Genomic DNA, 22129 nt, shown 5'->3' with positions numbered 1-22129 from the left:
CTCACAATACAGAAAAGTACAACAGCAACCCTACCCATATGAGCGACAGCACATTGAGTATTATCCCCAGATTCGGAAAAAGCTTGAATATATCCCTCTCCATCCTCGACATAATGCCAAGAACCAGACCTGCAATTGAATAAACCAGACAAAACATCACGGCCACCGCGTATTTTGCTTCTGCCTGCCCACCATTCCTGTAGCTTAGAATGACGGCATACACGATTGTGGCTACGGAAATCAGCCCCAGTGCAGCTGAAAGGACTCCTTTTTCAGGATGCTTCTTGTCGGTGAACACGTACCTGCCGCGCCCAAACGACGGAAGCTTAATATTAAGTTTTCGCCTCTTTTTTCTCTCCTCCATATATCAGTTAGCCGGCAGATACCCCTGCTGCGCCATACTCCTTGTAATACTCATCGATGGCCTTCTTAATCTCTTTGTTTATAATAACCTCGCCATCAAAATTCTTGCCATAGAGGTGTTCAACCACTTCTGACATTGAAACGATCGCACCGGCCTCAAATCCATATCTGTCTGTTATCTCCTCAAGTGCGCTCTTGTCGGAATCCTGTCCCTTCTCCTGTCTGTTGAGAGAAACCATCATTCCGACTATATCAACCTCTGCCTGCTCTCTTATGATCGGAACTGTCTCCTCGATGGACTTACCTGATGTGGTAACATCCTCGATGATCATAACTCTGTCCCCGTCTCTGAGTTTGGTTCCGAGAAGAATTCCCTTATCGCCGTGGTCCTTGATCTCCTTGCGGTTTGAACAGTATCTTATCTCTCTTCCGTAGAGCTCGCTTATGGCGATAGTTGTTGCAACCGTAAGCGGAATTCCCTTATAAGCAGGTCCGAATAATACATCAAATTCAAGACCGAAATTGTCATGTATTGCTCTTGCATAATACTCGCCGAGCTTCTTGAGCTGAGCTCCTGTAACATAAGCACCGGCGTTCATGAAAAACGGAGACTTGCGTCCGCTTTTTAATGTGAACTCTCCAAACTTAAGAACGTTGCTGTCCACCATAAATTCAATAAATTCTTCCTTATACCTCTCCATTTTGAGCATACTCCTTTTATTGTATTGCTATGTGCATTGTATCACATTGAAATAAGCATAAACAATTAACTAAATATTAAAGATTTGTAACGATAAAATGCGTATTTTTCTTTTATTTATTGAGTGCGCAGGTCATTACTTTAATGCGTTCTGTATGTCTTCCTTCATGTCGAGAACGGCTTTTCTAGCCGCCTCTCCTACAGCTTCTTTTGCGGGATCGCCGTATTTCTCGTTTTTCCATGCAGCGATGATTCCTCTGGAGGAATTTACGATTGCTCCGAGGCCATCCTTATCAAAGAAGTGAACAAGATCTGAGCCCTTTCCGCCCTGTGCTCCATAGCCCGGAACAAGGATGAAAGCGTGAGGCATGATGTCGCGAAGAACCTTGCCCATCTCGGGATAAGTAGCACCTACGACAGCGCCGACATTACTGTAACTTCCGTCCATAGAATCCTGTCCCCACTTTTCAACAAGCTCTCCGACTGTCTCGTAGAGGGGCTTGCCGTCCGCTATTTTATCCTGAAGCTCACCGCTTGAGGGGTTTGAAGTTTTTACAAGTACGAAGATTCCCTTGTCAAACTCGTTGCAGACGTTGATGAAGGGCTTAACTCCGTCTGATCCAAGGTAAGGATTAACCGTTGCAAAATCAGCATCGAATCCTTTGATGAGAGTATCTCCCACTTTGGATGCTCCGAGGTGTGAGAGCGCGTAGGATTCTGAGGTTGAGCCTATATCGCCGCGCTTTACATCAGCTATAACAAGGAGTCCCTTTTCATGACAGTAATCAATTGTCTTCTTATAGGCGATGAGCCCGGGAAGTCCGAACTGCTCATACATTGCAACCTGCGGTTTTACGGCCGGAACCAGATCGCAGATGCTATCAACTATCTCTTTATTGAATTCAAAGAAGCTGTCAGCTATCGCCTCCGCTGTGTATCCTTTTTCATTAAGAGCCTTGTCCAAAATTCTCTTCGGAATGAAGTCTGTCTTGGGATCAAGTCCTACAACAATTGGTGCCTCAGTCTTTTTGATACCGTCAATTAAGTTTTTGATCATGGGAACTCTCCTTGTGAATAATCTTGTAGATTGCGTTTTTATCTCTCGACAGTATACATGATTTTGGGAGATAAGTTAAGTATCCGGTATGATGTATTTACCGTTAATGGCGCTCGTCTGTGTTCTCAAACCGCTCACAGAATCTTGCTGAAAACGCAGGTGCTTCATTCCCCATAGTGAGGTGGGTGATATCACCGATTCTCAGGGTTCTGAAAATGGCTATCCCTTTTTCGCGCTCCTCTGTAACAATCTCTGTTACGGAAGTCGGCGCCATCGCAAGAAACTGCATGGTGACAAAGGGTGACACTCCCCACAAATGTGACAACATAATTGAAGTGATTCCGAAATGGCAGAAAAATCCGATAACCTTGTCATTGTTTTCCCTAACCTTGTAAACGCTGCCATCGCGCTCGTATCCATAGTCTGAAAGAAACTTATCAAAGCTGTCTATGACATAATCATAAATCTGTGGCATGTCAGTACTCTTTACGAATTCGGAATCTCTCCACGCTTTCGCATCAAACAATTCAGGATGATTCATATAATATGAAGGAATGATGTCCCAGACTATGCGCTTATCATACTCTCCTGTGGCTTCATTTATATGAAGTTCATTTGGAAAGGCAAGTCTTGTTTCTTCATCCGCCTTATTTGCATCAAACAGCGCCGGGAATTCCTTGAGCCAATCTAAAACCGCAGCCTCTTTCCCTAATTCCTTAAGTGAATACTCCGCGGTCTGCCTCGCTCTTCCAAGCGGCGACACATATACATCATCCAAGTGAAAGGACTTGATTTGCGCAGCCAGAAGCTTAGCTTCAACCTTCCCTTTTTCCGTAAGCCCGTCTATCTGATAGTCGGGATCACCATGTCTGAAAAATAAAATTCTCATCGTTTTCTTCCAATCTATTTTGCTGTTTATTTCTTCTTGAAAATCAAGTGATTAAAGAAGGCAATCTTTTTGTATTCTTCCTTCTTGCCCGCTTCCGTTTCCAGGTCAAGCATAGCCTCATACCACTCATCTGTAAACTTGATGTCGTTATTGGAGGACAGTCCAAAGAAGGTTCGCACACCAAACATAGCTGTAAGTTCTGCTTTGTCTGCAATTGATGCTGTAAGCGTTTCGTTGTTGTAGACATTCCGGGTTCCGAATGCGCAGTTCTCACTGCCTTCCTGCGTTAACAATTCAAGGGCTGCCTTCGGATTATCATTCAGTACTGCGTACATCATAACTCTGCCGGGATCATTATGTTTTACTACAGACAGCATTCCACCTTTTTTCAGAATCCTGACAAACTGCTGCAACAAGGCCTCTCTGTCATCCACGTATTCGAGAACGTTGTGGCATATAACAACATCGTAGCTGTTATCTTCAAGTGTTTCCAGGTACTCCGCTCCCTGTGGAACCAGGGTGTAATCATTGTCTGAAAAGCGAAGGCTGTACATTTCTTCACTTGGCTCAACCGCAGTCACTTCATGGCTTTTTGCATAGTGGCCTGCGGTTATGCAAAAACCTGCACCGAAATCGAGTATCTTTAATTTTTTATCACTCGGAATATTCAGTTGTCTGTATATCAAATCATAGAACATTCTTCCCCAGGGCTGCTCTACTGTTTTTCTGTAATTATCGATTGCTGCTGACATTTTTCTCCTCCATAGTATTCTATCTTAAGCCATGTCTTGCAAGCCGCATGTTGTTGAATTTTTTTAGATGTGCTTATCGTCCCCGTTTTTTTATTAAAACGTCGACAGCCTCTTCTCCTTGGGCACATAATAAGGGCTGTCCGGATCAACATCATAGGTCTCGTAAAACTCATCAAACTGGCCAACAATATAATTTATGCGTTCCTTATAAGGAAGGTGTGTATCCTTCACCGCCTCCTTTAAGCCGTCCTGTGTGTAGTAGCAGGCATTTTCTCTTGCGTAGGCTTTGAAAAATGCGTCATAATCAGGATTATCTCTTTCCCCGAGAATTCTGATGCAGCATTCCATTCCCATTAAGTCAGCGAAGGCTTCCTGGCAAACCAGTTTCCCGTCAAGCTTTATGCCATCTCCGACTTCCATCCCATCGAAAAATTCTTCAATTTTCTTAGTCCGATTCGAATACTCCTCGTATTCTTCTTCAGACATCCAGGGATCATTATAGCCCTCATAGTCATAGTTACTGCCTTTGGGGTCATACGCATGAGATAACTCGTGTGCCAGCGTAACTCCCAGATATGCAAGTTTTTCCTCATATGATGCATCGGTAACATCTTCCAGATAACCATCCCCAACAATAATGCTGTTATTATAGGCATTGTAAAATGCATTGACCTGTATAAATGAGCCTGTGAACAATTCCTTATCTGTTTTATCTGTTAAAAGCTGCTTATCTCGAAAGTCATTCAAACTTGTTTTTAGCGCAATGTAGTTTTCCAATGGATTCTCAGTGAGTTCCACTTCGGACAAATCGTCAGTGTGACCATTTTCACCAATGTACTCCTTAAGATAAAAAATCTTGTGATTCGCCTGCTCCTTACCATGCACAGAAAGCCAGTCTGTATCAGCTATCATGTTCCGCATTGTTGCTTTTTCATCTTCTATTATCTCTTTTACGTCATCAATAGTCTTGTCACTAATATATTTATCTTTGAATGTTTTTTCGATTGTGTAACCACCCGCCTGAAACATAGCATATCTAAGGCACTCGTCAAAATCAGGTTTCTCCGCGTACGGATAAAATGCAAAGCTGGTCTCGCCACCGTCTTCTTTATCAAGTCTGGAAAGTGTCACTGCCGCGCAGGCGATCATCTGATCTCTGATTTTCGGAATATTCTCATCTGTATAATAATCATCCAGAAAGCTCAGGTAGTCCAAACTAGAATAGAAGCTTTTATCTCTTCCTAGCGCTTCCTGATTACTTAAGATATCAAGAATCGGGAACTGAACGTTTTTCTCTTCAAGCGTTTTTCTTCCAATGAATCCCCAAAGTGTATCCTCAGACAAACCGTCATGATAGTCGACAATCATCTTATCCATCTCATCAGCATTACTGATGATTTCTTTCGCTCTGTCTTCCGAAAAGCCAAGGTTAATCAGGTAATTTTGCGCCACAGATTTTTGTTCATCTGTCATTCTCCCGTTACCTATGATTGTCTGCGGATCAATGTCATTTGTTATATCACCTCTCACAAAATCAACTCTTCTTGACATTCCGAGATTATAACGTCCCCAGTATTTATCTGTGAAAAGCGAGTATAAATCGTGACGGGTGCACACAGCGTCAATCAGGTCAAGTTTACTCTTTATCTCCTTTTTGGCTTCCGTTCCTTCCCACTTTGCATCCAGAATCTGATTGTAAACATAGAGCACTTTGTAAATGTCACTGTCCTGTGGAAGTGATGAAATATCCGTTTTGAATATTTCCACCATTTTGTCGTCAAGAACCTCTGTCCTCTCAGTAATAACAGAGTAATAACTATACCCGTTTTCTTCCAGTTTGGCTTTGGCTTCTTCTTTCCACTGAGCATTTACCAAGTCATCGAAATCGTAAACGGATTCTCTTTCTATGATTTCTTCAGAAGGGGTTATTTCCTTTTCACTTTCTATGATTTCTTCCGGCTGAGTAGCCTTATTTGAAACAGATGCTGCGCATCCGGTAACTTGCGCGGCAATAGATACACTTAAAGCAGCCGTCACTAAACAGGCTGCCACCCTTTTAATGCGACAATTAGTCATTCTTTTCATACCGTTTCCTCCTTAATTTGTTCCCCCCAAGCAATTATAGCAATATTGGCGGAATCTCTCAAATTGGAGACGGGGCTGTTTAAACGTGGATTCGACTATAGCTCCACTTTAGGTACTTAAAAATCCAGCCTCACAACAAATCTGATTCCGGACGTCTGATTTGTTGTTCCGAATATATCTCCATACAACAAATATAACTACATCTATCTGATTTATTGTGTCTCATATTTTTGCAAACAACAAATCAGTTTTCATCTGTTTGGTTTGTTGTGTCTAGTTTTTTTCCAAACAACAAATCAAGCTGTACTGCTTGGTTTTGTTGCATTGATATTTCGTTCAAACAACAAATCCATCAAATATCTCTTTATTTATTGTTTCTCAATTTTTCCCATACAACAATTATGTCTGATATACTCTTATTTATTGTATCTCCAGGTTTTTCTCACAATAGATTCGTAATGAATTCTATCATTTGTTGTATCTATATTTTCTCGGAGATCATTCCCCTCCTAAGAATCCTGTCAATCCCCGTAGATCTCTGTTAATCTCCCGTAGATTTCTGTCAATCCCCGTAGATCCTCTGTAAAGCTCCTCATAAATCAAGTGTAAATAAATACGCTTAACCGTATTTTTCGCCGCTGAAATCACATGTATTCATATTTATGCTTGACACTGTTATGTTTATGAGTAAAATATAATCTTGTTGTTCTTCGAGCGATTGGTATGCGTTCAGCATGCTATTTTCACAATACTTTTTACAAATTTGGACTCAAAATATATGGCCAGATAGTTTGAACTCCAAAACATGTAACCCCGCTACTGTGAATAATGAGGATAAAAACGAAAAGAATTGAGGACTAATTATATGCAAATAAACACAAATAATATTTACGATTTGATAATAGAAAGAGAAAAAAATCTAACACAAGAAATTGAAAAGCGAAAGAAACGTTTGAATAAATACCCTGAAGGTGATCTCAAAATCATCAGAAATCGTAATAGTTATCAATATTACAAGCGTAACAAAGGGGAGCCTAACGGTGAATATATTCACAAAGATAAACCCAAAACTATTCTTGAACTAGCCCAGAAAAGGTATGACGTAAAATACATCTCATCTGCCGAAAAAGAGTTAAAGCTTTTACACAGTTTTCTAAATCATTACAATTTCAACCCGGCCGGTATATCAGAATCATTTCCATGGGAAATCAAGACAAAAATGGATATAGCCGAGATGACAGATGAGGAATATGCAATCTATTGGCAGAATATCGAATATAAACCCAAAGGAATAGACGAGGGTGTTCCCTTTCATATCACTGCCAGAGGCGAACAGGTAAGATCAAAGGCAGAAGAAATGATAGCAAATGCCCTGTTTTCCAGATCCATTCCATACAAATATGAATACCCTGTAACGCTTTATAATGGAGAAATCAGACATCCTGATTTTACAATACTTAATATTCATACCAGAAAAGTTGTACTGCTTGAACATCTAGGCAAAGTTGATGACCCGGATTATATTTCCAGGAATCTTAGCAAGCTTAGAGATTATGAAAAAACCGGAATATACCTTGGTGAAGAACTGCTCATAACAATGGAGACTCAAAAGATGCCTCTTAACACGCAAAACATTGAGGATTTTCTTGATAAGCATTTTGGAAAAAAGAAGTAATGCAACAAATCAAATGGTACTTCAACGGTTTGTTGTACAGGCAAAAATGCCAAACAACAAACCAGATGGATATCCCCGAATTTGTTGCACTTGCTATTTTCCGAAACAACAAATTGAATAGCAGCTCCTCTATTTGTTGTTTGCACCAAAATACCGAACAACAAACTTCAAGGATAAGCCTACATTTATTGCACCTTCGATTTTTCCAAACAACATAATAGACAGATACACCCATATTTGTTGTCCCAATAAAAAATCCAAGCGAATCCAAACAACAAATCAAAACAACAACGTCACTTTTGTTGTACCCACAAAACCTTAGCGCAACAAAGTACCAACAGCATAAACAGTACCCATAACAAAGTACCAAAAGCATAAACAGTACCCATAACAAAGTACCAAAAGCATAAACAGGCGGAGGCCACAGCCTCCGCCAGCAAAAGCTTGCACTATTCTTCATAACCTTTCACTATCCATCCTAAACCAAATCTCTATTTTCCTCTTTCTCCGTCACTGAGGTCCACATCACTCTTTCTCCGGACCGAAGAAGAATTCATCAATACTCTTTATGAGCTTCGCCTTAGGCATTGTCTTAAGCAGGTATTTTTCAGGGCGAAGAGCGGCCACGCTGACAACACTCTCCTTGTCGCTCTTGGAAGTAAGGAACATGACAGGAAGAGCCTTAAGGCTGTCGCTCTTTCTGATCTCCTGAAGAACCTGTGGACCGTCCATTTGCGGCATCATGTAGTCAAGAAGCACGAGATCAACCTCATTGCTCTGGAGGAAGTTCAGCGCGATCTTTCCGGAGCTTGCCATGTAAACTCTGTACTTCACAGACAACCAGGTCTTGATCATTCTGAGCATTGTTCCATCGTCGTCCACAACAAGAATCTTCTTTTTCTGATCCTCGGATATCTCGTTGCTCTGAACAGCTGACATGAGCTGATTCGAGAGTTGCTGCACATCAAGAGGCCTGAGGAAAGTTTCAGTGACCTTTATATTGGACAGGAACTTGGAAGCATAATTCAGCTCGTCAGTGTTCCCGACCTCATAGAGGAAGAACCTCTCTCTGTCTATTGCTTCATCGAGATACTTCAGCGGTTCTATACCGTTTTTCTCCGGATTGGAAGTATCGATGTCTCCCAGGTAAAGCACATAAAGCTGGGGTTTATCCTCAACCGCTGTAAGTGCGGCCTTGGTAAACTCACAGTGAACTATCTCAAAGCCGTCTTTTTCAAGGCCTTTCGCGATAGCACTTACCATAAAACTTTTGGATGCTCCAATTAGTAGTACTCTTTTGTCCATATTTTCCCCTCATCCGTCAGCTTCGCTGACACCTTCCCCCAAGGGGGAAGGCTTTTATTTTTCCCTCTCCCCCAAGGGGGAAGGCTTTTATTTTTCCCTCTCCCCCAGGGGAGACGGCTTTTATTATCTCCCTCCCCAAGGGGAAGGTTCATAGTTCAATCATAAAATCTTCAAAAGTCCATCCCTATCAACAGCAGCGAGCAGTCTTTTGATTTCCTTGTAAGTCCCCTTGAAATCCTCCGGCATTCGATAGTCGTCCATCATGGAGACGACATCGTCTGCACTGTCAAAATAGCTGCCTTCCACAAATTCCTTGAGACTGCGAAGAGCTCCCTTTAATTCCTCCGGTTCTATCAGAGGTTTGTTCATGTCTTCCTCGGTTTCCGCGGTAGCTTCATCAATAAGCGGCTTCAGGAAATCAATGTACTCCCTGTAATTTGCCAAAAGCTCGGGAGTTCTTCTCTCTATCTCATCCTTGTCCTTCTTATTGCCGCACTGCTCCAGATAAGCGGCGAGGTTTGAAAGCTCGATAGCACCTATGACCCTGGCCGAACTCTTCAACCCGTGCACATAGGTCGTGTAATTATCCAAATCATCGAAGTGCCAGGCATCCTCGATGGATTTTGAGTTATTCTCTATAGCAAGAGCAAAGTTTGTGGCAACCTTCCTGAGTGCGGAGGGCCCACCGCAGTTCTTTGCACCGGTCTCGTAGTCTATGCCCTTGATATTGGTCATAATTCCGATGGCCTCAAGATCCTCCGCTCCTATCTCCTCAGCCTCTATCACGGAATTAAATTCTTCATCATCAGGTCTGATTATCAGTTCTTCAGGAAGAGCTTTCAATATCGCATCCTCAAGCCTTCCTGAATCAACAGGCTTCGGGATATAGCCTGCAAAGCCTTCCTTCATATACATTTCCCTTGCGCCGCTTATCACGTTTGCAGTCAGCGCAAATACGGGTACATCCTTATTCAGATTTTCATCAAGTTCCTTCATCGCCCTGTAGGTTTCGACGCCGTCCATCTTGGGCATTCTGTGGTCCATGAAAATAATGTTGTACTTGTTCTCGCAGACCTTCTCAAGAGCCTCGAAACCGCTCTCGGCAACGTCTACCTGAACCTGGGTCTGTTTTAATAAGCCCTGTATAACCGTAAGGTTTGCAAGTGTATCATCGACAACCAGAATCTTCGCCTCAGGTGCATGGAAGCTCTCGTGGTAGGTATCCTGTCCGAGCAGCGTCTCCTCGTAGGTCGCTGCAAAGTCACCGATAGGATTCCAGTTGAGCACCTTCTGTTTTATGGAAAAAGAGAACTCACTGCCTTTTCCGTATTCACTGCTGACAAGAAGTCTTGAATCCATGAGAGACAGGAGCTGCTTTACTATATTCATTCCAAGGCCGGTTCCCTCGATGGTCCTGTTTCTACTCTCTTCAATACGTTCAAAGGGCGAAAAGAGTTTGTCCATATCCTCTTTGCGGATTCCGATTCCGGTATCCTTCACTCTGAATCTCAGAGATATGTTATCATCATCTATCTTGGTGTAATCGACACTTATGGTAACGCTGCCTTCATTTGTATATTTTACGGCATTGGTTATCACATTCATTGCACACTGTTTAATCCTGATCTCATCTCCGAAAAGGATGCAGGGGATATCCGTTGAAATATTGGTCTTAAGTTCAAGCGCCTTCCCCTGTGCCCTCATGTGCGCGGTATTCACAAGATCGTTGATCAGCGAGCTGAGGTCGTACTCAACAGGTATTATCTCCGTCTTTCCTGCTTCAATTCTGGAAAAATCGAGAATGTCATTTACAAGTCCGAGCAGCAGCTTACCCGAACTGTTTACATTCGAAGCATACTTTAGTATCTCAGCGTCCTTACTCTCCCTGAGTATCATCTCATTAAAGCCGAGCATAGCATTTATGGGCGTTCTGATCTCATGCGACATACTTGAAAGGAAATTGTTCTTCGCCTCATTCGCCATCTGCTGAGCACGCAGTTCATCAGCAAGTGACCGCTGCGCCTGAATCATCTTGATATAGCTGACCATGGTCTCTGCAGTCTTGGTGAAATTCGAGTACATGTACTCAATCTCATCATCAGTGCGTATGTTTAGATTCTGCAGTCTTCGCAGATTTTCATCCAGGCCTTTCGCGCCAAGGTCATAGAAGGACTGCACGGAATCCGCAAGCCTCATTATTGGCCTCGTTATTCGAAACTGCGCATACTGATTGGCAATAACCGCCATAGGAATAATGACTATAAGTATCAGAAGTATCAGCTTTGTATCAAAAATGAGAGTGTCATTATTGAGTGTTAGCCGCAGGTATCCTGTCTGCTTTACACTCTCTATCTGACTGACAACCTGCTCGAGATGGATTATGTTGGTCATTTTACTCCAGTCGGTAGACTGCGAAATTTGATCAACCTGCTTAATAATACTGGACTCAAATGACTGCTTCATATTGGGAATAAGCGTATTGGCATATATTGCAGCCGCAATTCCCAGTGCTACCGCCTGTATTGAAATAATCAGGGATACCGATCTGCTGAGCTTTGACTTTCTGATATCAGCCATTTTTCTGGAAAGCTCATCCACATCACTTCTGTAATATACGCCGCTGAAAAACAGCGCCTTTAATTTATTGGAACCTTTTCCGAGAATCAGGTATAAAACAGCAACCGTAACAAAAGCTTCCGGAAATTCATTCAGGAAAAACCAGATATTTCTGGTCGGCATAAACTCGATAAAGCGTCTCCCTGCCAGAATTCCAAGGCAGCCTCCCCACACGCTCCCGTAGAAGAGCATGTAAAAAAGCATTGCCAATAAAGCTTTGCGCTTTTTTTCAAACATTCCGCTCATTGAAAAGTATTGAGTGGTTGCCGCACCCACAAGATAAATACCGGTAACAAAGGCGAGTTCCTTGTTGACTGCAGTTTTTACGCCAAACAGAATAAAGCATGAAAAAACAGCGGGAGTAACACCCTCAAGCCCCGCAAAAATAAGAAGCGGTGAAAATTTAAACAGGTACACGCTAAAGAACTGTAATCCCGAAAGCTCATCACCGTTATCAATATGCAAGTTGTTTTTAATTGTGATTACTGTTGCAAAAGCAAACAGAACTATCAGAACAATATGCCTGATATAAAAATTGCGGTCACGTTTACGCATAATTACAGTATCCTCTTAAGACGGTCACTGTTCGGAATATCTGACTGCTGTTCCCTTTCCTGCATTTTTCGCCATGCAAAGCGCCATGTCTGCCTTGCGGTACAGATCATGGTATCCTCTGCCCTGATCGGGATGAACGACATAGCCCGCAGAGACTGTGAACGTAATTTTGTCATCATGGTATCTTAAACTGAAAATGTTGTCACAAAGATCCACGATTCTGTCTTCTATGTTCACCGGCTGAATATTTTCAAGGAAAATCAGGAACTCATCCTGATCTATATGGCACACAATGCCATCTCTTCCAAAGAAGTCATCCAGCCTTGCGGAAATTCTTCTCAAAACCTCATCGCCCGCAAAACTTCCAAACCTATCGTTTATATCTCTGAAATTATCCACATCGACCATTATCAGCACCGACTTCCCGCCGTGATGCCTGTAAAGCCTGTTTCTGATAAGCGGAACAGCGGTATGTCTGTTGTAAAGCCCGGTAAGTGAATCACGCTCGGCCATCTGTCTCACTAGATCTTTAGATCTCTTATACTCATCGATATCGAAAGACAGGAAATACGCAACGATGCTTCCCTCTTCCTCCATTATCTGATAGATGGTATGCGTCCATCTCGGAGCCATCTTTTTATCAACTATCCTGTGGAATTCAATCTCATCAAAATTAATTCCGCTGTGATAAGCAAGAATCAGTCTGTCCTTGCTGAAAAATTCCTCAACGTTTCTCTTTTCCTCGTCGATAACCGTATTCTCGACTATGTCATCTATCATCTCCTGGTAGGATTCCTGCTTGTGATATTCCTTATCAAGTATCTTGCGCTTACTGCTAAGGTGGAGTCTTACCAGCTTATCCTCAGACAGATTCGCAACTATGAAAAATGAATGCTTCTGGAACTGGGAATAGGAATTGTACTCAAGCAGCGACACAAACCCTCTTGCTGCCAGAGTGAGGTACACCGGGGACTGCGCCATAAACTGCTCATCCTCAATTGTTCCGATCCTGTCTATTTCATCCTCTTCGGGCTCCTCATTTTTGAGTTCAATAATATTCTTGTTGTGTGAGAGCGCACTCTCATCCTCTTCCATTGCGGTTTTTGAAGGCCTTTCGTTACCCTTGGCTTCATCGAGATAATCAATGCATTCGGATTTGGACATAGGTCTTCCGAAGAAATAGCCCTGAGCCTTTTCACAGCCGACTCTCTTTAGGAAATCCCATGCTTCCATGGTTTCCACACCCTCTGCAAGGGTCTGGATTCCTATCTCTTCTGCCATGTTGATGACATTTTCCCAGATAGCGGTCTCCTTTGGATTGGATCCAAAGTTCTGCAAAAACTTCATGTCGAATTTGAGGACGTCAAATTCATAGTCCTTTAGAAGATTCAGTGATGAATAGCCGCTTCCGAAGTCGTCCATCCAAACCTGGTAGCCACCTCTCCTGAATTTATCTATTGTTCCCTTCAGTACGTCCTGATTGTCGTCAAGGGCACTCTCGGTAACCTCAATATGTATGAGGTTCTTGGGTATTTTATTTACGCTGACCGCATCGTTAACAACGCGGTACATATCCTTTTGATGAAAATCGGTGCGGGAAAGATTGATGGACACAGGCTGGGGTTTATAGCCATGATCCATGTATTCCCTGATATCCTCGCAGACCTGCCTTATCACATAGGCATCGAGCTTGTAGATAAGGTGTGCATCCTCGAGAATAGGTATGAAAACTCCGGGCATAAGGAATCCGTGTTTAGGATCCACCCATCGTGCGAGCGCTTCAAAACCGCATACTCTTCCCGAGATAACCCTTACCACGGGCTGATAGTAAACCTGAATATATCCGTTCAGAACCGCATCGCTTATATTGTGAATTATGTAATGTGCCAGATCGAGCTGGTTGCCCAGCTCTCTGTCATAGTATCTGTAGATATTGTCGTAATTGGCTTTTATACTGTTGCAGGCAATTCTCGCCTTGTCGCAGGCCATACTGATGTCCGTATCATCGGGTTCAAGCTCATAAATACCCGCATGGAGATCAACTCCCGCATCGGGATTGTAGCTTATAACTCTTCTTCGGAGGTCTTCAATTCTCGCCTCTATTCCAGAAAAATATGCAAGTGCAACGAAATGGTCATCGGAAAATCTTGCCACCATAAGTTCCGGGAAAATCTTCTCAATATGTTTTGCCAGATTCTGAAGAAAGCGGTCACCGGCCTCAAAGCCATAGCGCGAGTTGTAGCTCTTAAAATTCTGCACATCAAAATAGATGATGGCAAATTCCCGCTCGGTCTTCGCGCGGCCATCCATCAGATTCTGCGCATTTTTCCTGAAAGAATAAAGATTAGGAAGTCCGGTTAACTGATCAATCTCTTCGTTCTTTAGCATAATTTCCCCACTAAGGTATCATACTTGCTTCAGTGCATAGTACTGATTATTTTTATTTACTATTACAGGCGCATTGGCAAATGCCTCATCCCCGATATAGCACCTGTCCTTTTCTTCATCACAGGTAAATTTTCTTCCGTCAGGATCTTTTTCCATAACAGCTTCAAGTGCCTGCTCAAGTGTTTCGTCAGGCTTACACAGATAGATATTCATAGCATCCTCCCTTATACATCATTTTTATTCTACAACGAAAATTAAGCTTAAAGTGCGTTTTTATGTTTTTTTAAGAGTATTTAAAGTATTCCTTTACATTCCATGAAAAATAAAGCAAAATAGGAACGATTGCGATTTTTGATAGGAGATTTATTTATGGATTCAGAAAAAATAAAAAAACTTGGCATAATGACGCTTGGTGTTTTCTTTATGGGCTTTTTCCTGTCCTTTTTGATTGAAGTAAATCTTGGAACCGATCCCTGCACCTTCATGAACCTTACTATTTCAAGGCGTCTTGGAATTTTATTCGGAACCTGGCAGGTACTGCTCAATTTGGTACTCTTCGTTTTTGTTGTACTGTTTGACCGTCACCAGATCGGTCCCGGCACCATCGCGAACATGGTATTCATCGGATACATTTCTGATTTTTGCAGATGGATATGGAAAAAGACCATCCCCGAATTTGTATTCCGGGAATGGCCCTACAGAGCTGTTGTATTTATAGTGGCACTACTGTGCTTTGTAATTGCGGCATCTCTTTATATGAATGCCGACATGGGCGTTGCCCCCTATGATGCGATACCGAATATCATCAGTGATCGCTTATTAAAGAGCGTCCCCTTCAAGTTTGTCCGCATCGGTTTCGACGGTACCGTTCTCCTCATCGGCTTCCTTCTCGGAGGCCGCATCGAGATCTGTACTGTTCTCATGGTCTTCCTGCTCGGTCCCACCATCAGTGCTGTCGGTGGTTTCCTGAACCGGAAGGTCTTCAACTTCTGATTTCTTATCATCATTCTTATCTTCCTGAAGACTCTTATCAATGAGGTCTTCAGAAGTGATAAGCTTGATGTCCTCTGGAGTGGGATTTTCAAGCTTCGCGATTCTTCTGGCCTGGTTGGTCACGATTTCCTCGAAAAGATTTCTAACCTCACGCGCATTAGCAAAATTCTCAAGACGGGTGAGTTTTCTCTGACTGATCATCTCACGTATGTGCTTCTTGGCATCCTCTTCCACCTCGTATTCATACTTCTTGAGGTTCATGTTGAAGATCTCTTCAAGTTCATCCACAGAGTAATCCGGGAATTCAATATACTTGTTGAAGCGGGACTTAAGGCCGGGATTGGAGTTTATAAAGTTCTCCATCGGTTCTGTGTATCCTGCAACAATAACAACGAGATCATCTCTGTGATCCTCCATAGCCTTGAGGATCGTATCGATAGCCTCCTGACCGAAGGCATCATTTTCCTGGGAAAGCGCATAAGCTTCATCTATGAAAAGTACTCCGCCGAGAGCCTGATTGATCTTCTCCTGAGTCTTAAGAGCTGTCTGTCCGACATAACCTGCAACTAGACCGGAGCGGTCAACCTCGACGAGCTGTCCCTTGGAAAGAACACCAATCTGCTTGTAAATCCTGGAAATAATGCGGGCAACTGTTGTTTTACCTGTTCCGGGATTACCTGTAAATACCAGGTGAAGTGATACAGGTACGGACTTCATACCTTCGTCTCTTCGTAGCTTCTGAACCTTGGCAAAATCGGTAAGTTCCTTAACATCGTGCTTGATGGAGGAAAGACCTATCAGAGAATTCAGATCTTCCATCGGATCTGTCTCAGGTTCCTCTAGCTTTTGCTCCTGCTTAGGTGCTGCATCTCCTGTTGACACTGCTGTAGGTGCCGGAGGAACGGGCTTATTCTTGTTTTCGAAAAGTTTTCTCGCCTCTTCAAGTGCCTCGTTGGCATCCTGATAATGTTCGGTTTTTCTGTCTGCATTTCCGGATTCAGGCTTAGCGGGGCTGTTTTCCTCAGGGTACTTAGGACCTATGTTCTCTTCACCTTTTTTCAGATTTTCAAAGTCCCTGCTGACCTTCCTTCTTATGCTCTCTTCCTTCTTCGGATCGTCAAATACCGGCGGTTTTCCGTCTCCGCCTGATCCCGGGCCGAAGAAGTCGTTGTAAATATCTCCCATGAAATTGTCTGACATCGTAATGCTCCTTGTAACTTACTGATACCACTCCGATACGTCACATCTGTTTGCAACGCCGTAGCCTGTACCGTTTGATGTAAACTGCCATGCAAATTTATTGCCCTGGTCATATCCGCAATATCCGCGGTAATCTGCTACCCAGAGAGGGTACTGCAGCTGACTCATATCAAGTCTGTTATTGTACCACCAGGTTGATGAATAAACACCACCGGTGATGCCTCTTGCATAAAGCTGAGAAACCGTAGCCTTTACTGCGGCTGTTCTCTGAGCAACGCTCATATTATCCGATCTGCCGGAGCCTGTGCCACTGCTCTCAACATCGATAAATACAGGCATCGATGTATTAAGTCCGCTTATGGTATTGGCAATCCAGTTAGCTTCCTCCGCACCCTCTGCCTCATTTACAGCTGTGGTAAAGAAGTAGAAAGAGTAAGGAATTCCGTACTGCTGGCAGTTATAAACATTACTTCTGAACTTGGAATCCTCTACAAGAGCACCGCTGCCGTATCCGCGATAACCCACACGGATAATAACTCCGTCGCAGCTGTTCTTAAGCTGCTTCCAGTCATTAACGGTATTATGGCTTGAGATATCCACAAGCTTACCGGTGTTGTATGTGAGTGAACAGATGCTGCCATTATTATTGTTTTCCTTGGGTGCATCGGGATCGATAACCAAAACCTTGCAGCTTGCTACCTTATTGTTGGAGCCTGCCCTGCAATAGATCTGGCAGTCGCCATATCCCTGCAAAGTAACAAGTCCTCTCTCATCAACCGTAGCAACATTTGTGTTTGTGCTTCCCCAGAGAATAGGTACATTCGAATACTTCGAAGGTTTTACCTTTGCAGTAAGCTGGAAGGTCTTTCCTTCATAGTTTCTGGTCTTAAACTTTTTACTCTTAAGATTCAGCTTAACGCTGCTGACCTTTACGTTTTTTGCAACGGTAAGGTGAAGAACGAACTTCACTCCATCCTTCTTATTGGTAACCGTGATGTCACACTTACCCTTCTTAAGAGTGGTTACAACACCCTTCGTAGTTACGGTTGCAACCTTTTTATTTGATGTTTTGTACTTGAACTGTGATTTGTTCTTGGAAGTCTTGATGATAGCTCCGTATCTGGTAGCTGCAATGGCAAATTTCATGCCCGGCATGACACGGACTTTCTCAGACTGAGCATTCTCCGCATCCCCGTCAGATACCTCGGCAAGCAGCGGATTGAAAACAGCTTCGGACTCATCCTGCTGTTCAATAGATATTTCTTTTGTATATATGCCCGAATAATTGATCTTCGCGGCACTAGCGTTCATAGCAGGTACTGCCGTAAATACAAGCGCTGCGGAAAGTATACCTGCAAAAATTCTCTTAGATAATTTCATACACTCCTCCATATTAAACAAAACAACATACCATATAAATTATACCACAAAAAGCGGCTGCCTAGATAGACCAATCTAGGTAGCCGCATATATTCGGCAATATTTTGAAGCACACCGCAACTATTTATATTTTCCTGCTCTTGAGTTCAGGGTGCTCCTTGTAGAATTCCTCTTTATCCTTATACATGGTAAGATCTGCATTTCTCATGGCTAAACGGATGTCGTCACCTTTTGATGAAAAGTGGCTACCGATAGACATTGTAATCTCTGCAGGATAGGTTGTTTTTTCACGAAGCTTATCTATTTTCTCGTTAAATGCATCCTCTGTGGTATTTATGCTGATAATGGTAAACTCATCACCACCGGCTCTGTAAATCTCATCCGTATCAAAGACGGAGGATATTATAGATGCCGCAGACCACAGCATCTGGTCGCCTGCTTCGTGGCCATACTTATCGTTTACATACTTAAGACCATTCAGGTCAATAAAAATCACTCCGTAAGGCCTGAGCCTAAGTTCCATTTTTGATACAAAGGCATCTACCCTCATATTCATGGCATTTCTGTTGAAAACTCCGGTCAGTGAATCCATGTTGCTGAGTTCTCGCATCTTTTCCATAAGATTATGGTTTGCAAGCTCCGCAGCCAGGAAAAACGAAGTATGCTCAAGAAGTTCCTTAATCTCAATAGTTCTCGAAGCATCAAAATTTATTACGTAAAGATATCCAATCGTGATCTTATTCTGGACAAGTGGAACAAAGCAGATGCTTTTTGCTCCATTATCTCTAAGCGAATGTGCCCATTCCGGATTTCTTTCCTCCAGGCTTTTCATGTCATCCTCATCGGTTATAATAAGACAATTACTTTTCTCAATTGTCTTATCCCAGGTCTTAACAACCTCAGGCGGAATATTCTCAATCCTCTTCGCATGTTCTGCTTCGTCTACATCTTTTGTCTTACCACCGATATATTTAAGTCCATGGGTAAGCTCGTCTATACTGAGAACACTCACGCTGTCCGCATCACATTTTTCATAAATCTCCCGGACAACCTCATCCACGGCCACCATGAAATTGTCCGAAGTACGGAAAGTGGCACAGCTTTTTATTACAGACGCTGCTGTGTCCATCGTAACATTGCCCATTCTATCGGGATCCGCTTCCTTTGTGAGTTCATATGAAAAAATGCAATATCCGATATCGTCACGATCTGAGGCAAGCGGAATATAAACCTGATCCATCCACATTCCTATAGCCTTAGCCTCAACATAGGTATGGATCTGCTTATTGCGCAGTGCAGCCGATGATACAAAATGCTCGAACTTTCTTTCCTTGGGGAAAAGCTCGGTATAAATCATTCCGTCATAATAGGTGGGCGGCATAGATTTTTTATATTTTTCATTAGCCGCAACAATGCGCAGTTCACCCATCTCTCCGTCCGGGAGTCTCTCCACCGACAGGACGCAGGCTATTGTATTTAATGAATTAACTAATGCGGAAAAATCCATATCTTCACCCTTATATTTTGCTGAAATATCGCAGTGCCATGTGGATATTTGAATCCTATTTCCCACAATACTATTGTATAGGAACAGCAGTGAAGTATGAATTATCTAAAACTTAAATTTCTGTAAAAGATTATAAAAAAGAAGCTGTGAAAAGGAATGCCTTCTCACAGCCTCTATTCTTGTTTTAATTATTCTATGATACCGGGATTTTAGAATTTTCCAGCCTTTGCAGCTTCCTCGATGGAAACGGCTGTAGAAACAGTCATACCAACCATCGGGTTGTTACCAGCGCCGATAAGACCCATCATCTCAACGTGTGCGGGAACGGAAGAAGAACCTGCAAACTGAGCGTCAGAGTGCATACGACCCATAGTATCTGTCATACCGTAGGAAGCAGGACCTGCTGCCATGTTATCGGGATGAAGTGTACGTCCGGTACCACCACCTGAAGCAACTGAGAAGTACTTCTTACCAGCCTCAGTACGCTCCTTCTTGTAAGTACCTGCAACGGGATGCTGGAATCTTGTAGGATTGGTTGAGTTACCTGTGATAGATACGTCAACGTTCTCCTTCCACATGATAGCAACACCTTCCTGTACATCGTTAGCGCCGTAGCAGTTAACCTTTGCACGAGGTGAATTTGCATCCTTTGAATAGCACTTTCTGAAGACTTCCTCTACCTCACCTGTGAAGTAGTTGTACTTTGTCTCTACATATGTAAAGCCGTTGATACGGGAAATGATCTGTGCAGCGTCTTTTCCAAGACCGTTAAGGATAACGCGAAGAGGCTTTGTACGAACCTTGTTAGCCTTCTCTGCGATACCGATAGCACCCTCAGCAGCTGCGAATGACTCGTGACCTGCAAGGAATGCGAAGCACTCTGTATCCTCTTCAAGAAGCATCTTACCAAGGTTACCGTGGCCAAGACCAACCTTACGACGGTCAGCAACAGAACCGGGGATGCAGAAAGCCTGAAGGCCGATACCGATTGCTGCAGCAGCATCAGCAGCCTTGCGGCAGTTCTTCTTGATTGCGATAGCAGCGCCTACTGTGTAAGCCCACTTAGCGTTCTCAAAGCAGATAGGCTGAATGCCTTCGATGAGGCTGTAAACATCAATGCCTGCTGCCATTGTAATATCTTTACATTCTTCAATAGAAGAGATGCCATACTCCTTAAGGCAAGCCAGGATCTGGGGCTCTCTTCTTTCATATGATTCAAATAAAGCCATTATTTTTTCCTCCTTACCTTTATCACTGTTTTCTGGGATCGATGAATCTTGCAGCGTCTGCTACACGACCATACTGACCCTTAGCCTTCTCAATAGCTGTGTTTGCATCGTCACCAGCCTTGATGAAGTCCATCATCTTTCCAAAGTTAACATACTTGTAACCAATGATCTCGTCGTTCTCATCAAGAGCAAGGTCTGTGATGTAACCATCTGTAAGCTCAAGATAACGAGGTCCCTTGTCAAGTGTACCATATGTAGTACCTACCATTGAACGTGATCCCTTACCAAGATCCTCAAGGCCGGCACCAATCTGAAGTCCATCCTCTGAGAATGCAGACTGTGTTCTACCATAAACAATCTGAAGGAACAGCTCTCTCATAGCTGTGTTGATAGCGTCACATACAAGGTCTGTATTGAGCGCTTCAAGAACTGTAAGACCGGGAAGAATTTCAGCTGCCATAGCTGCTGAGTGAGTCATACCGGAACATCCGATAGTCTCTACAAGTGCCTCCTGGATGACACCTTCCTTAACATTAAGGGAAAGCTTACAGCCACCCTGCTGAGGAGCACACCAGCCAATACCATGTGTATAACCGGAAATGTCCTTAATCTCTTTGGACTGAACCCATTTTGCTTCTTCAGGAATGGGAGCAGCACCATGATGTACCCCTTGTGTTACGGGACACATATTTTTTACCTCTGTTGAGTAAATCATAAGTACCTCCTTATTGTTAGTGTTTACTATAGTATGATAAATTTTTATCGTTTACTACGCACTACATTTGGATTCTACTAAAAAATGCAGATTATATCAAGGTTTTATGAGTGTTTATGTTATTAAATAATAATAAACACTTATTGATACCTATCGTAAACGACTTTACCGTCCTTAAACTCCCAAATTCTTGTTCCGTTGGCATAAACAATGTATGTGCAGCTTGACTTCTTGATGCCGACTTTCTTAGCCTTCTTCTTGAATGTCTTTGAAACCTTCTTTACTGAATCTCTGGCCTGTCCTATTTCCTTAGGCTGCATCTTTGCTGACATATCAAACATCCATGCATCCAAGGGCATATCCAGCTTAATTGTGAAGTTGTATTTGCTGCCCTCTTTTTTATATGTAACCTTGAGGTTACCGGTTATACCCTTGCACTTGTTTCCACCCTTGTTGATCTCTTTGCAAAGCTTCTTCGCAGCCTTGTCCTTGTTTGCTGCGCTTGCTGTCATTCCTACTGCGCCAAATACCATCATGAACGCAAGCATAAGTGACAAAACTTTTACTACTACTTTTTTCATACTCTTTCTCTCCTTTTTTGTATAGTTCCCCTCATGTGTTTTGTCAGGGCAGATTGCCCACTTGTCTATGATAGCAGAAAATAGTTGGGCTGTGGGATTTTTATTGAAACTATTCTTGCTTATAGATGAAATCATCCGT

The 22129-nt window shown here is 42.9% G+C and carries 17 protein-coding genes; 1 reads left to right on the top strand and 16 read right to left on the bottom strand.

All coding sequences use genetic code 11. From position 1 onward, the window contains the following. Position 1: 1 nt before the first annotated feature. From G630_RS0119745 to G630_RS0119720, 6 genes are all read right to left on the bottom strand, one after another. Positions 2-364 carry a DUF6142 family protein gene (locus G630_RS0119745; RefSeq protein ID WP_022763053.1) on the bottom strand — a complete coding sequence of 121 codons (363 nt, stop codon included), beginning with the start codon at positions 362-364 and terminating at the stop codon, positions 2-4. A gap of 7 nt (positions 365-371) precedes the next feature. Next, positions 372-1064, bottom strand: coding sequence for an orotate phosphoribosyltransferase (gene pyrE, locus G630_RS0119740; protein ID WP_022763054.1), 693 nt, complete (start codon positions 1062-1064; stop codon positions 372-374). A gap of 135 nt (positions 1065-1199) precedes the next feature. Further along, complete coding sequence (pyrF, locus tag G630_RS0119735; RefSeq protein WP_022763055.1) at positions 1200-2120, bottom strand: orotidine-5'-phosphate decarboxylase; 921 nt, start codon at positions 2118-2120, stop codon at positions 1200-1202. A gap of 103 nt (positions 2121-2223) precedes the next feature. Further along, positions 2224-3009: a histidine phosphatase family protein gene (locus G630_RS0119730; protein ID WP_026499560.1), complete on the bottom strand. Its 786-nt coding sequence runs from the start codon at positions 3007-3009 to the stop codon at positions 2224-2226. Positions 3010-3035: 26 nt separating this feature from the next. Then, entirely contained in the window at positions 3036-3761 is a 726-nt protein-coding gene (locus G630_RS0119725; protein WP_049946328.1) for a class I SAM-dependent methyltransferase, read from the bottom strand. Between the two features lie 93 nt (positions 3762-3854). Continuing rightward, entirely contained in the window at positions 3855-5846 is a 1992-nt protein-coding gene (locus G630_RS0119720; protein WP_026499558.1) for a M13-type metalloendopeptidase, read from the bottom strand. 952 nt (positions 5847-6798) lie between these two features. Here G630_RS0119720 and G630_RS0119715 point away from each other — a divergent pair. Continuing rightward, a complete protein-coding gene (locus tag G630_RS0119715; protein WP_196805837.1) occupies positions 6799-7521 on the top strand; it encodes a hypothetical protein in 723 nt (240 codons plus the stop codon). A gap of 525 nt (positions 7522-8046) precedes the next feature. Here G630_RS0119715 and G630_RS0119710 read toward each other — a convergent pair. The 10 genes from G630_RS0119710 to G630_RS0119655 form a co-directional block, all read right to left on the bottom strand. Continuing rightward, a complete protein-coding gene (locus tag G630_RS0119710) occupies positions 8047-8826 on the bottom strand; it encodes a response regulator (protein ID WP_026499556.1) in 780 nt (259 codons plus the stop codon). Between the two features lie 159 nt (positions 8827-8985). Beyond that, complete coding sequence (locus G630_RS24050) at positions 8986-11997, bottom strand: ATP-binding protein (protein ID WP_049946327.1); 3012 nt, start codon at positions 11995-11997, stop codon at positions 8986-8988. A gap of 24 nt (positions 11998-12021) precedes the next feature. Continuing rightward, on the bottom strand, positions 12022-14385 hold the full coding sequence (locus G630_RS24045; protein WP_049946326.1) for an EAL domain-containing protein: 2364 nt from the start codon (positions 14383-14385) through the stop codon (positions 12022-12024). Positions 14386-14403: 18 nt separating this feature from the next. After that, positions 14404-14598, bottom strand: a complete 195-nt coding sequence (locus G630_RS0119690) for a hypothetical protein (RefSeq protein ID WP_026499555.1) — start codon at positions 14596-14598, stop codon at positions 14404-14406. Positions 14599-15204: 606 nt separating this feature from the next. Beyond that, positions 15205-16578, bottom strand: coding sequence for an AAA family ATPase (locus tag G630_RS24515; RefSeq protein ID WP_081668078.1), 1374 nt, complete (start codon positions 16576-16578; stop codon positions 15205-15207). 18 nt (positions 16579-16596) lie between these two features. Beyond that, the gene (locus G630_RS24040) at positions 16597-17958 is read right to left on the bottom strand and encodes a GH25 family lysozyme (RefSeq protein ID WP_026499553.1); all 1362 of its coding nucleotides are present in this window, start codon (positions 17956-17958) and stop codon (positions 16597-16599) included. Between the two features lie 124 nt (positions 17959-18082). Continuing rightward, positions 18083-19531: a sensor domain-containing diguanylate cyclase gene (locus G630_RS0119670; RefSeq protein ID WP_196805836.1), complete on the bottom strand. Its 1449-nt coding sequence runs from the start codon at positions 19529-19531 to the stop codon at positions 18083-18085. A 143-nt stretch (positions 19532-19674) separates the two neighbouring features. Next, positions 19675-20694, bottom strand: coding sequence for a GGGtGRT protein (locus tag G630_RS0119665; RefSeq protein WP_022763477.1), 1020 nt, complete (start codon positions 20692-20694; stop codon positions 19675-19677). A gap of 22 nt (positions 20695-20716) precedes the next feature. Beyond that, on the bottom strand, positions 20717-21409 hold the full coding sequence (locus G630_RS0119660) for an iron-sulfur cluster assembly scaffold protein (protein ID WP_022763478.1): 693 nt from the start codon (positions 21407-21409) through the stop codon (positions 20717-20719). A 140-nt stretch (positions 21410-21549) separates the two neighbouring features. After that, entirely contained in the window at positions 21550-21990 is a 441-nt protein-coding gene (locus G630_RS0119655; RefSeq protein WP_026499551.1) for a hypothetical protein, read from the bottom strand. Positions 21991-22129: the final 139 nt, after the last annotated feature.

The sequence above is a fragment of the Butyrivibrio sp. WCD2001 genome (assembly GCF_000424485.1).
In the GTDB taxonomy this organism is placed as follows: Bacteria; Bacillota; Clostridia; order Lachnospirales; family Lachnospiraceae; genus Butyrivibrio.
This window is presented reverse-complemented; position numbering and strand designations above follow the sequence as displayed.